Here is a 13,311-nt window from a genome sequence, read left to right on the forward strand (position 1 = left end):
CTTTGCCCTGATTCGCTAGGGGCTCTTCAGTGTGAAAAAAGCCGTGAAAAGCCAACGACCTGTAAACCTAGACCTAAGGACCATCAAGCTCCCCGTCACTGCGTACACGTCCATCCTGCATCGTATCTCCGGCGTCATCCTGTTCCTCGGCCTTGCCATCATGCTTTATGCACTGGGCAAGTCGCTGGGTTCCGAGGAAGGCTTTGGTGAGGTGAAGGCGTGTCTGACCAGCCCGCTGGCCAAATTCGTGACCTGGGGCCTGCTGTCCGCCCTGCTTTATCACCTCGTGGCAGGTGTTCGTCACCTGATCATGGACATGGGCATCGGTGAGACGCTGGAAGGCGGCAAACTGGGCTCGAAAATCGTGATCGTCATCTCCGTGGTGCTGATCGTTCTGGTGGGAGTTTGGGTATGGTAACCAATGTCACGAACCTGTCGCGTTCGGGCCTCTATGACTGGATGGCGCAGCGCGTTTCTGCGGTCGTTCTCGCGGCTTACTTCCTCTTCCTGATCGGCTACGTGGTCGCCCACCCAGGCATCGACTACACCCAGTGGCATGGTCTGTTCTCCAACAACGCGATGCGGATCTTCAGTCTGCTGGCCCTCGTTGCCCTGGGCGCTCACGCCTGGGTCGGCATGTGGACCATTGCGACCGACTACCTGACGCCTATGTCGTTCGGCAAGTCGGCTACTGCGATTCGTTTCCTGTTCCAGGCGGTATGCGGCGTTGCGATGTTCGCTTACTTCGTCTGGGGTGTGCAGATTCTCTGGGGTATCTGATCCATGGCTAGCATTCCAACCATTTCCTTCGACGCCATCATCATCGGTGGCGGCGGCGCCGGCATGCGCGCTGCGCTGCAGCTGGCTCAAGGCGGCCACAAGACTGCCGTAGTCACCAAGGTCTTCCCGACCCGTTCGCACACTGTATCCGCCCAGGGCGGCATCACCTGCGCCATCGCTTCGGCCGACCCGAACGACGACTGGCGCTGGCACATGTACGATACCGTCAAGGGCTCCGACTACATCGGTGACCAGGACGCTATCGAATACATGTGTCAGGAAGGCCCGGCTGCGGTCTTCGAGCTGGACCACATGGGCCTGCCGTTCTCGCGTACCGAAACCGGTCGCATCTACCAGCGTCCGTTCGGTGGCCAGTCCAAGGACTTCGGCAAGGGTGGCCAGGCTGCCCGTACCTGCGCCGCTTCCGACCGTACCGGTCACGCGCTGCTGCACACCCTGTACCAGGGCAACCTGAAAGCCGGCACCACCTTCCTCAACGAGTACTACGCAGTTGACCTGGTGAAGAACCAGGACGGCGCATTCGTTGGCGTGATCGCGATCTGCATCGAAACCGGCGAGACCCTGTACATCAAGTCCAAGGCCACCGTGCTGGCAACTGGCGGTGCCGGCCGTATCTACGCCTCCACCACCAACGCCCTGATCAACACCGGTGACGGCGTGGGCATGGCCCTGCGTGCCGGCGTGCCGGTGCAGGACATCGAAATGTGGCAGTTCCACCCGACCGGCATCGCCGGCGCCGGTGTACTGGTCACCGAAGGTTGCCGCGGTGAGGGTGGCTACCTGATCAACGCCCACGGCGAGCGCTTCATGGAGCGTTACGCGCCGAACGCGAAAGACCTGGCCGGCCGCGACGTGGTCGCTCGTTCCATGGTCAAGGAAATCATCGCCGGCAACGGCGTGGGCCCGAACAAGGACCACGTACTGCTGAAGCTGGACCACCTGGGCGAGGAAGTGCTGCACAGCCGCCTGCCAGGTATCTGCGAGCTGTCCAAGACCTTCGCCCACGTCGACCCTGTGGTCGCGCCGGTACCGGTCATCCCGACCTGCCACTACATGATGGGCGGCGTTGCCACCAACATTCATGGCCAGGCCATTACCATGGACGCCGAAGGCAACGATCACATCATCCCGGGCCTGTTCGCCGTAGGTGAAGTGGCGTGCGTATCTGTTCACGGTGCCAACCGCCTGGGCGGCAACTCGCTGCTCGACCTGGTGGTGTTCGGCCGTGCTGCCGGCCTGCACCTGGAGAAGGCGCTGACCGAAGGCGTGGAATACCGCGACGCCAGCGACACCGACGTCGATGTTGCCCTGAACCGCCTGAACAAGCTGAACGAGCGCACCACTGGTGAAGACGTTGCCAGCCTGAAGCGCGAGCTGCAGAGCTGCATGCAGAACTACTTCGGTGTATTCCGTACTGGCGAATACATGCAGAAGGGTATCGAGCAGCTGGCCGGTCTGCGTGACCGTATCGCCAACGTCAAGATCAACGACAAGTCCCAGGCCTTCAACACCGCGCGTATCGAAGCGCTGGAGCTGCAGAACCTGCTGGAAGTCGCCGAAGCTACCGCCATCGCGGCAGAAGCCCGTAAAGAGTCCCGCGGCGCTCACGCCCGTGAAGACTACGAAGACCGTGACGACGAAAACTGGCTGTGCCACACCCTGTACTACCCGGGTGAGAAGCGCGTCGCCAAGCGTGGCGTCAACTTTGCGCCGAAGACTGTTCCAGCCTTCGAACCAAAAGTCCGGACTTACTAAGGGTGGCCGCTATGTTGCAAGTCGAAGTTTATCGTTATAACCCGGACACCGATTCGGCGCCGAAAATGCAGACCTTCCAGGTCGATACCGGCGGCAAGGATCTGATGGTTCTGGACGTGCTGGCACTGATCAAGGAACAGGACGAAGGTTTCTCCTATCGTCGCTCGTGCCGTGAAGGCGTTTGCGGTTCCGATGGCATGAACATCAACGGCAAGAACGGCCTGGCCTGCATCACCCCGTTGTCGGCGGTGGTGAAGGGCAACAAGCTGATTCTGCGTCCGCTGCCGGGCCTGCCGGTCATTCGTGACCTGGTCGTCGACATGAGCATCTTCTACAAGCAGTACGAGAAGGTGAAGCCGTTCCTGCAGAACGACACCCCGGCACCGGCCATCGAGCGCCTGCAGTCGCCGGAAGACCGCGACAAGCTGGACGGCCTGTACGAGTGCATCCTGTGCGCTTGCTGTTCGACCTCCTGCCCGTCGTTCTGGTGGAACCCGGACAAGTTCCTGGGCCCCGCCGCACTGCTGCAGGCCTATCGCTTCCTGGCCGACAGCCGTGACACCAAGACCCAGGAGCGCCTGGCGTCCCTGGATGACCCGTTCAGCGTGTTCCGCTGCCGCGGGATCATGAACTGCGTCAACGTTTGCCCGAAAGGTCTGAACCCGACCAAGGCAATCGGCCACGTACGTAACATGCTGCTGCAAAGCGGCACCTGATACAAAGAGTTGTACCTGCAGTAAGCCGAGGTGCGGGTGGTGAGCCCGCACTGAGGTAAAACCCGAACAAGGGCCCACAAAGCCTGCGTTCATTACCTATGAAGATATGAGACCAGCAGGGGCTTCCGGGCTGGTACCCGGAAAATCAGCAGGATCCAAGTGGCGTGGTTCAGTCGCTGTATTCGGACTTTTCCAGGTTTGCTGTGGCTCTCGCCGATCAGTCCCCTAACCGAGGGTGACCAAGCATGCAAGAAAGCGTGATGCAGCGCATGTGGGAAAGCGCCCACCTTTCAGGTGGTAACGCTGCATATGTGGAAGAGCTTTATGAGCTCTACCTGCACGACCCTAACGCTGTGCCAGAAGAGTGGCGCACCTACTTCCAGAAGTTGCCCGCCGACGGCAGCACCGCTACCGATGTATCGCACTCGACAATCCGCGACCATTTCGTACTGCTGGCAAAGAACCAGCGCCGCGCCCAACCGGTATCCGCCGGGAGCGTGAGCAGTGAACACGAGAAGAAGCAGGTTGAAGTTCTGCGACTGATCCAGGCCTATCGTATGCGCGGCCATCAGGCTGCCAAGCTCGACCCGTTGGGGTTGTGGCAGCGTCCTGCGCCCGTAGACCTGTCGATCAATCACTACGGCTTGACCAATGCCGATCTTGATACGACCTTCCGTGCCGGCGACCTGTTCATCGGCAAAGAGGAGGCGAGCCTACGCGAGATCTTCGAGGCGCTCCAGAAGACATATTGTCGCACCATTGGCGCCGAGTTCACCCATATCGTCGATTCCGAGCAGCGCAGCTGGTTCCAGCAGCGTCTGGAAAGCGTGCGCGGCCGTCCGGAGTTTTCCGCTGACGTGCAGGCCCACCTGCTCGAGCGCGTGACCGCCGGTGAAGGCCTTGAGAAATATCTGGGCACCAAGTACCCAGGCACCAAGCGTTTCGGCCTCGAGGGCGGCGAAAGCCTGATCCCGATGCTGGACGAGATGATCCAGCGCTCCGGTTCCTACGGCACCAAGGAAGTCGTGATCGGCATGGCCCACCGTGGCCGCCTGAACGTTCTGGTCAACACCTTCGGCAAGAACCCGCGCGAGCTGTTCGACGAGTTCGAAGGCAAGAAGATGAACGAGCTGGGCTCCGGTGACGTCAAGTACCACCAGGGCTTCTCCTCGAACGTGATGACCCCGGGTGGCGAAGTGCACCTGGCCATGGCGTTCAACCCGTCCCACCTGGAAATCGTCTCGCCAGTGGTCGAGGGTTCGGTGCGCGCCCGTCAGGACCGCCGCAACGACACCGTTGGCGACAAGGTACTGCCGATCTCGATCCACGGCGACGCAGCATTCGCCGGCCAGGGCGTGGTCATGGAAACCTTCCAGATGTCGCAGACCCGCGGTTTCAAGACCGGCGGCACCGTGCACATCGTGATCAACAACCAGGTTGGTTTCACCATCAGCAACCCGCTGGACGCGCGCTCCACCGAGTACGCCACCGACGTTGCCAAGATGATCCAGGCACCGATCCTGCACGTGAACGGCGACGACCCGGAAGCCGTGCTGTTCGTGACCCAGCTGGCCATCGACTACCGCATGCAGTTCAAGCGTGACGTGGTCATCGACCTGGTCTGCTACCGCCGCCGCGGCCACAACGAGGCCGACGAGCCGAACGGCACCCAGCCTTTGATGTACCAGCAGATCAGCAAGCAGCGCACCACGCGTGAACTTTACGCTGAGGCACTGATCCAGGCCGGCCGCATCGATGCCGAGCGCGCCCAGGCCAAGATCGACGAGTACCGCAACGCGCTGGACAACGGCCTGCACGTGGTGAAGAGCCTGGTCAAGGAGCCGAACCGCGAGCTGTTCGTCGACTGGCGTCCGTACCTGGGCCATGCCTGGACCGCGCGTCACGATACCCGCTTCGACCTCAAGACCCTGCAGGAACTGTCGGCCAAGCTGCTGGAGATCCCGGAAGGTTTCGTCGTCCAGCGCCAGGTCGCCAAGATCTACGAAGACCGCCAGAAGATGCAGGCCGGTGGCTTGCCGATCAACTGGGGTTATGCAGAGACCATGGCCTACGCCACCCTGCAGTTCGAAGGTCACCCGATCCGCATGACCGGCCAGGACATCGGCCGTGGCACCTTCTCGCACCGTCACGCGGTGCTGCACAACCAGAAGGACGCCAGCACCTACGTACCGCTGAAGAACCTGTTCCCGGGCCAGCCTCAGTTCGAACTGTACGACTCCTTCCTGTCGGAAGAAGCGGTACTGGCCTTCGAATACGGCTACTCGACCACCACGCCGAACGCGCTGGTGATATGGGAAGCCCAGTTCGGTGACTTCGCCAACGGTGCGCAAGTGGTGATCGACCAGTTCATCACCAGCGGCGAGCACAAGTGGGGCCGTCTGTGCGGTCTGACCATGCTGCTGCCACACGGTTATGAAGGGCAGGGCCCGGAGCACTCCTCCGCGCGCCTGGAGCGTTACCTGCAGCTGTGCGCCGAGCACAACATCCAGGTCTGCGTACCGACCACCCCGGCCCAGATCTACCACCTGCTGCGTCGCCAGGTCATCCGTCCGCTGCGCAAGCCGCTGATCGTGCTGACGCCGAAGTCGCTGCTGCGCCACAAGCTGGCCATCTCGACCCTGGAAGACCTGGCAGAAGGCTCGTTCCAGACCGTGATCCCGGAAATCGACAGCCTCGATCCGGCCAAGGTCGAACGCCTGGTCCTGTGCGGCGGCAAGGTTTACTACGACCTGCTGGAAAAACGCCGTGCCGAAGGCCGCGAAGACATCGCCATCGTGCGTATCGAGCAGCTGTATCCGTTCCCTGAGGACGACCTGGTCGAAATCCTGGCGCCTTACACCAACCTCAAGCATGCGGTCTGGTGTCAGGAAGAGCCGATGAACCAGGGCGCCTGGTACAGCAGCCAGCACCACATGCGCCGTATCCTGGGCCGCCACAACAAGGCACTGGTCCTGGAATACGCCGGCCGCGACGCTTCCGCCGCGCCAGCCTGTGGTTACGCATCGAAGCACGCCGAACAGCAGGAAAAACTGCTGCAAGATGCCTTCACTGTTTAATGCCTTCGCGCACCTGAAACCGAATTTAAGGAAACACAGATAATGGCTATCGAGATCAAAGCCCCAACCTTCCCGGAATCGGTTGCCGATGGCACCGTTGCCACCTGGCACAAGCAGCCGGGCGATGCCGTCAAGCGTGACGAGCTGATCGTCGACATCGAGACCGACAAGGTCGTCCTGGAAGTACTGGCCACCGCCGACGGCGTGCTGGGCGCCATCGTCAAGGGCGAGGGCGACACCGTCCTGTCCGACGAAGTACTGGGTTCGATCGTTGAAGGCGGTGCTGCCGCCGCTGCACCAGCTGCCGCCCCGGCCGCTGCTGCCCCGGCTGCCGCTGCTGCCGACGCTGGCGAAGAAGACCCGGTTGCCGCCCCGGCCGCGCGCAAGCTGGCTGAAGAGAACGGCATCGACCTGGCTGCCGTTGCCGGCACCGGCAAAGGTGGTCGCATCACCAAGGAAGACGTCGTCGCTGCCGTCGCCAACAAGAAGTCGGCGCCTGCTGCAGCTGCCAAGCCTGCCGCCGCTGCCGCTGCTGCCCCGGTTGTCGTTGCCGCTGGCGACCGCACCGAGAAGCGCGTGCCAATGACCCGCCTGCGCGCCAAGATCGCCGAGCGTCTGGTCGAAGCCCAGTCGAGCATGGCCATGCTGACCACCTTCAACGAAGTCGACATGACCGAAGTCATGGCCCTGCGTTCGAAGTACAAGGACCTGTTCGAGAAGACCCACAACGGCGTGCGCCTGGGCTTCATGTCGTTCTTCGTCAAGGCTGCCACCGAAGCCCTGAAGCGCTTCCCGGCTGTCAACGCCTCGATCGATGGCAACGACATCGTCTACCACGGCTACGCCGACGTCGGCGTTGCCGTGTCCAGCGACCGTGGCCTGGTGGTACCGGTACTGCGTAACGCCGAGTCGATGAGCCTGGCGGAAATCGAGAACGGCATCGCCACCTTCGGCAAGAAGGCTCGTGATGGCAAGCTGGCCATCGAAGAGATGACTGGCGGCACCTTCACCATCACCAACGGTGGTACCTTCGGTTCGATGATGTCGACCCCGATCGTCAACCCGCCGCAGGCCGCCATTCTCGGCATGCACAACATCATCCAGCGCCCGATGGCCATCAATGGTCAGGTTGTGATTCGCCCGATGATGTACCTGGCGCTGTCGTACGATCACCGCCTGATCGACGGCAAGGAAGCGGTAACCTTCCTGGTCACCATCAAGAACCTGCTGGAAGATCCGTCTCGCCTGCTGCTGGACATCTAACCCTCTGGCTGCGTACCGTGCCGGCCCTGGCTTCGCAGGAAGCCATGCCGCGCGGTCCGCGGCTTGTAGCTTGTAGCTGATAAGGAATCTTTTATGACCCAGAAATTCGACGTAGTGGTGATTGGTGCAGGTCCTGGCGGCTATGTTGCTGCCATCAAGGCCGCACAACTTGGTCTGAAGACTGCCTGTATCGAGAAGTACACCGACGCCGAGGGCAAGCTGGCCCTGGGCGGCACCTGCCTGAACGTAGGTTGCATTCCTTCCAAGGCGCTGCTGGACAGCTCCTGGAAGTACAAGGAAGCCAAAGAGAGCTTCAACGTCCACGGTATCTCCACTGGCGAAGTGAAGATGGACGTCGCCGCGATGGTTGGCCGCAAGGCTGGCATCGTCAAGAACCTGACCGGTGGCGTTGCCACCCTGTTCCAGGCCAACGGCGTTACTTCCATCCAGGGCCACGGCAAACTGCTGGCCGGCAAGAAAGTCGAAGTCACCAAGGCTGACGGCACCACCGAAGTCATCGAAGCCGAGAACGTGATCCTGGCTTCCGGCTCGCGCCCGATCGACATTCCACCGGCTCCGGTCGACCAGAACGTCATCGTCGACTCCACCGGCGCCCTGGAATTCCAGGCCGTGCCGAAGCGCCTGGGCGTTATCGGAGCTGGCGTGATCGGCCTGGAACTGGGCTCGGTATGGGCTCGCCTGGGTGCTGAAGTCACCGTTCTGGAAGCCTTGGACACCTTCCTGATGGCTGCCGACACCGCCGTGTCGAAAGAAGCCCAGAAGACCCTGACCAAGCAAGGCCTGGACATCAAGCTGGGTGCGCGCGTCACCGGCTCGAAAGTCAACGGCAACGAAGTCGAAGTGACCTACACCGACGCCAACGGCGAGCAGAAGATCACCTTCGACAAGCTGATCGTCGCGGTTGGCCGTCGCCCGGTGACCACCGACCTGCTGGCTGCCGACAGCGGTGTGACCATCGATGAGCGTGGCTACATCTTCGTCGACGACTACTGCGCTACCAGCGTGCCTGGCGTGTACGCCATCGGTGACGTGGTGCGCGGCATGATGCTGGCCCACAAGGCCTCGGAAGAGGGCATCATGGTGGTCGAGCGCATCAAGGGCCACAAGGCCCAGATGAACTACGACCTGATTCCGTCGGTCATCTACACCCACCCGGAAATCGCGTGGGTCGGCAAGACCGAACAGGCCTTGAAGGCCGAGGGCGTTGAGGTTAACGTGGGCACCTTCCCGTTCGCGGCCAGCGGCCGTGCGATGGCTGCCAACGACACCGGTGGTTTCGTCAAGGTCATCGCCGATGCCAAGACCGACCGCGTCCTGGGTGTGCACGTGATTGGCCCATCGGCTGCCGAACTGGTGCAGCAGGGCGCAATCGCAATGGAATTCGGTACCAGTGCCGAGGATCTGGGCATGATGGTCTTCAGCCATCCGACCCTGTCCGAAGCGTTGCATGAAGCAGCGCTGGCAGTGAATGGCGGCGCCATTCACGTGGCCAACCGTAAGAAGCGTTAATTATAAGAAACCACGGCGGGCTGCCCGTCGTGAGTCTTGCGTGCATGACTCACCGCGGAAAGTCCGCCGGACCGGATCACACGGGAAAACCCGGGGTCAACGGTCACAGGTGGTGCGGCGCCAGTGATGGCGCAGCGCCGAAGCGCAGTACCTAACGAAGACGGTAAAAAGCATGAATCTTCACGAGTATCAGGGTAAGCAGCTGTTCGCTGAGTACGGCCTGCCAGTTTCCAAGGGTTTCGCTGTCGATACCCCTGAGCAAGCTGCAGAAGCCTGCGACAAGATCGGCGGGAACGAGTGGGTGGTAAAAGCCCAGGTTCACGCGGGTGGTCGCGGTAAGGCGGGCGGCGTCAAGCTGGTTCGCAGCAAAGAAGACGCCAAGGCGTTCGCTGCACAGTGGTTGGGCAAGAATCTGGTTACCTACCAGACCGATGCCAACGGTCAACCCGTCTCCAAGATTCTGGTCGAATCCTGCACTGACATCGCCAAAGAGCTGTACCTGGGCGCTGTAGTCGATCGTTCGAGCCGCCGTATCGTGTTCATGGCTTCCACCGAAGGTGGCGTGGACATCGAGAAAGTCGCTCACGAAACGCCTGAGAAGATCCTCAAGGCCACCATCGACCCGCTGGTCGGCGCTCAGCCGTTCCAGGGTCGCGAGCTGGCATTCCAGCTGGGCCTGGAAGGCAAGCAAGTTCAACAGTTCGCCAAGATCTTCGTTGGTCTGGCCAAGCTGTTCAAGGATCACGACCTGGCCCTGCTGGAAGTGAACCCGCTGGTGATCAAGGCCGACGGCGACCTGCACTGCCTCGATGCCAAGATCAACATCGACGCCAACGCCATGTACCGTCAGCCGAAGCTGAAAACCTTCCACGACCCGTCGCAGGACGACGCCCGTGAAGCCCACGCTGCCAAGTTCGAACTGAACTACGTTGCCCTCGAAGGCAACATCGGCTGCATGGTCAACGGTGCCGGCCTGGCCATGGGTACCATGGACATCGTCAACCTGCACGGCGGCAAGCCGGCCAACTTCCTCGACGTTGGCGGTGGTGCTACCAAAGAGCGCGTTACCGAAGCGTTCAAGATCATTCTGTCCGACAGCAATGTCGCGGCCGTTCTGGTCAACATCTTCGGCGGCATCGTTCGCTGCGACATGATTGCCGAAGGCATCATCGGTGCAGTGAAAGAAGTCGGCGTGAAAGTTCCGGTTGTCGTTCGCCTTGAAGGCAACAACGCCGAACTGGGCGCTAAAGTACTGGCAGAAAGCGGTTTGAACATCATTGCGGCAACCAGCCTGACCGACGCTGCTCAACAAGTTGTCAAAGCTGCGGAGGGCAAGTAATGAGCGTCCTGATCAATAAAGACACCAAAGTCATCTGCCAGGGCTTCACTGGCTCGCAGGGTACTTTCCACTCCGAACAGGCCATCGCCTACGGCACCAAGATGGTCGGCGGCGTAACCCCAGGCAAGGGTGGCACCACCCACCTGGGCCTGCCAGTGTTCAACACTGTGAAAGAAGCTGTGGAAGCTACCGGCGCCGACGCTTCGGTGATCTACGTTCCGGCTCCTTTCTGCAAGGACTCGATCCTGGAAGCTGCCTTCGGCGGCATCAAGCTGATCGTGTGCATCACCGAAGGCATTCCTACCCTGGACATGCTGGATGCCAAGGTCAAGTGCGACGAGCTGGGCGTGACCCTGATCGGCCCTAACTGCCCAGGTGTCATCACCCCGGGCGAGTGCAAGATCGGCATCATGCCTGGCCACATCCACCTGCCAGGCAAGGTCGGTATCGTTTCGCGTTCCGGCACCCTGACCTACGAAGCTGTGAAGCAGACCACCGACGCCGGCTTCGGCCAGTCGACCTGCGTCGGCATCGGCGGTGACCCGATCCCGGGCTCCAACTTCATCGACATCCTGAAGCTGTTCCAGGAAGACCCGAAGACCGAAGCGATCGTCATGATCGGTGAGATCGGCGGTTCGGCTGAAGAAGAAGCTGCGGCCTACATCAAGGCCAACGTCACCAAGCCTGTCGTTTCCTACATCGCTGGTGTTACCGCACCTGCGGGCAAGCGCATGGGCCACGCTGGCGCCATCATCTCCGGCGGCAAGGGTACTGCGGACGAGAAGTTCGCGGCCCTGCAGGACGCTGGTGTGAAGACCGTGCGTTCCCTGGCTGACATCGGCAAGGCCCTGGCCGAGCTGACTGGCTGGGAAGTCAAGAAGTAATACTGCTACACCCCCCACGCGCACAGAGGCCACCTTCGGGTGGCCTTTGTCGTTTCTGGGGCTTGGGTAATCCTGCACTGGCCCTATCGCCGGCAAGCCAGCTCCCACAGGAGATCACCACAGGCCCTGATTGTGAAGGTCTCCTGTGGGAGCTGGCTTGCCGGCGATAGGGCCAGTGCAAACTGCGAAGAACTTTCGATGGGTTTGATAGGGATTTTCACGCAGACAAACTTCCCAATATCGGGATAATTCTCGCTGTCCTCGGTTGCACAGACGACAAACATGTACGCACATCGGACAAGCAGCACTGTGCCAGTGCGTTTGACTGACAAAACAGTTACATTACGCGCTCACTCTGTGCCCGTACCCCAAAAGGGAACGACACGCTAAACGGGTCTGGCCTATCAAGCCGGGCAGCATTTCCCCTCATCCAAAGGGAAATCCCCTCTCGAATCCCGATTTCAGCAGTGTGGTACTACCTTAAATGAAAGTTCTCAAAGGCCAGGATATCCTGGCGCTTGGCTTTATGACGTTTGCGCTTTTCGTGGGCGCTGGCAACATCATCTTCCCGCCTATCGTCGGTCTGCAGTCTGGCCCGCACGTATGGATGGCGGCCCTTGGCTTCCTGGTTACCGCCGTGGGCCTGCCGGTCATCACCGTGGTCGCCCTGGCCAAGGTCGGCGGCGGCATGGATGCCCTGAGCAGCCCGATCGGCAAGTTCTTCGGTGGCCTGCTGGCGGCCGTGTGCTACCTGTCGGTCGGCCCGCTGTTCGCCACCCCGCGCACCGCGACCGTATCGTTCGAAGTGGGCGTTGCGCCGCTGACCGGCGAAAGCCCGCTGGCGCTGTTCATCTACAGCCTGGTGTACTTCCTCGTGGTACTGGCCGTGTCGATGTACCCGGGCAAGCTGCTCGACACCGTGGGCCGCTTCCTGGCGCCGCTGAAGATCATCGCCCTGGCGGTGCTGGGCATCGCCGCCTTCGCGCTGCCTGCCGGCACCATTGGTGAAGCGCAGCCGGCCTATGCCGCCGCAGCGTTCTCCAAGGGCTTCTCCGATGGTTACCTGACCATGGACACCCTGGGTGCCCTGGTGTTCGGTATCGTCATCGTCAACGCCATCCGCTCGCGCGGTGTCGAGTCGCCGAAACTGATCACCCGCTATGCCATCATTGCCGGCCTGATCGCAGGCGTCGGTCTGGCCCTGGTGTATATCAGCCTGTTCCGACTGGGTGCAACCAGCCACGAGATCGCGGCTGACGCTACCAACGGTGCGGCGGTACTGCATGCCTACGTGCAGCATACCTTCGGTTCGCTGGGCAGCGGTTTCCTCGCCGTGCTGATCGCGCTGGCCTGCCTGGTGACCGCCGTTGGCCTGACCTGTGCTTGCGCCGAGTACTTCAGCCAGATCCTTCCGCTGTCGTACCGCGCTCTGGTGGTGATTCTGGCGGGCTTCTCGCTGTTGATCTCCAATCTCGGCCTGACCAAGCTGATCATGTTCTCGATCCCGGTGCTTACGGCGATCTACCCGCCGTGCATCGTGGTGGTCGGGCTGAGCTTCGTGAAGGACCTGTGGAACTCGCCGACCCGCATCCTGGCACCAGTGATGCTGGTATCGCTGCTGTTCGGCATGGTCGATGCGATCAAGGGCAGCAGCATTGCCCACGTGCTGCCGGACTTCATGGCTCACCTGCCGCTGAGCGACCAGGGCCTGGCCTGGCTGGTGCCTTCGGTGGTGACCCTGGTTGGCGCCGTGGCCTGCGACCGCATGCTCGGCAAGCCGCGCGAAGCGCTGGCCTGATAGTCGAAGCCTGAGGGCGGCACCGGCCACAAGCCGAAGGGTGCTCGCCAAGGGTGGAAACTCAAGAGCCCCGTATCCGAAAGGATGCGGGGCTTTTTCTTTGCCTGCACTGGCCTCTTCGCAGCACAAGGCTGCTCCTACAAGTGCA

At 61.4% G+C, this 13,311-nt stretch carries 10 protein-coding genes; all 10 read left to right on the top strand.

What is annotated here, in order from left to right; translation table 11 throughout:
• Positions 1–31 precede the first annotated feature (31 nt).
• Complete coding sequence (sdhC, locus tag CAG18_RS04480) at positions 32–418, top strand: succinate dehydrogenase, cytochrome b556 subunit (RefSeq protein WP_012315350.1); 387 nt, start codon at positions 32–34, stop codon at positions 416–418.
• A complete protein-coding gene (sdhD, locus tag CAG18_RS04485) occupies positions 412–780 on the top strand; it encodes a succinate dehydrogenase, hydrophobic membrane anchor protein (protein ID WP_003254214.1) in 369 nt (122 codons plus the stop codon). The genes sdhC and sdhD overlap by 7 nt, the downstream gene beginning before the upstream one ends.
• A 3-nt stretch (positions 781–783) precedes the next feature.
• A complete protein-coding gene (sdhA, locus tag CAG18_RS04490) occupies positions 784–2,556 on the top strand; it encodes a succinate dehydrogenase flavoprotein subunit (protein WP_013973442.1) in 1,773 nt (590 codons plus the stop codon).
• Positions 2,557–2,567: 11 nt separating this feature from the next.
• Positions 2,568–3,272, top strand: a complete 705-nt coding sequence (locus CAG18_RS04495) for a succinate dehydrogenase iron-sulfur subunit (RefSeq protein ID WP_011534752.1) — start codon at positions 2,568–2,570, stop codon at positions 3,270–3,272.
• Between the two features lie 245 nt (positions 3,273–3,517).
• Positions 3,518–6,349: a 2-oxoglutarate dehydrogenase E1 component gene (locus tag CAG18_RS04500; RefSeq protein WP_013973441.1), complete on the top strand. Its 2,832-nt coding sequence runs from the start codon at positions 3,518–3,520 to the stop codon at positions 6,347–6,349.
• Positions 6,350–6,391: 42 nt separating this feature from the next.
• Positions 6,392–7,612, top strand: a complete 1,221-nt coding sequence (gene odhB / locus CAG18_RS04505) for a 2-oxoglutarate dehydrogenase complex dihydrolipoyllysine-residue succinyltransferase (RefSeq protein ID WP_013973440.1) — start codon at positions 6,392–6,394, stop codon at positions 7,610–7,612.
• Between the two features lie 93 nt (positions 7,613–7,705).
• Positions 7,706–9,142 (top strand): dihydrolipoyl dehydrogenase, encoded by a 1,437-nt coding sequence (lpdA, locus tag CAG18_RS04510; RefSeq protein WP_085720469.1) that lies wholly within the window; start codon positions 7,706–7,708, stop codon positions 9,140–9,142.
• A gap of 172 nt (positions 9,143–9,314) precedes the next feature.
• Positions 9,315–10,481 (top strand): ADP-forming succinate--CoA ligase subunit beta, encoded by a 1,167-nt coding sequence (gene sucC / locus CAG18_RS04515; protein ID WP_003254205.1) that lies wholly within the window; start codon positions 9,315–9,317, stop codon positions 10,479–10,481.
• Positions 10,481–11,365: a succinate--CoA ligase subunit alpha gene (gene sucD / locus CAG18_RS04520; protein WP_004376004.1), complete on the top strand. Its 885-nt coding sequence runs from the start codon at positions 10,481–10,483 to the stop codon at positions 11,363–11,365. Before sucC ends, sucD begins: the two co-directional genes overlap by 1 nt.
• 484 nt (positions 11,366–11,849) lie before the next feature.
• A complete protein-coding gene (gene brnQ, locus CAG18_RS04525) occupies positions 11,850–13,163 on the top strand; it encodes a branched-chain amino acid transport system II carrier protein (RefSeq protein ID WP_015271095.1) in 1,314 nt (437 codons plus the stop codon).
• The last annotated feature ends 148 nt before the right edge of the window (positions 13,164–13,311 follow it).

It is taken from the genome of Pseudomonas sp. B22(2017) (assembly GCF_002113105.1).
GTDB lineage: Bacteria > Pseudomonadota > Gammaproteobacteria > Pseudomonadales > Pseudomonadaceae > Aquipseudomonas > Aquipseudomonas asiatica.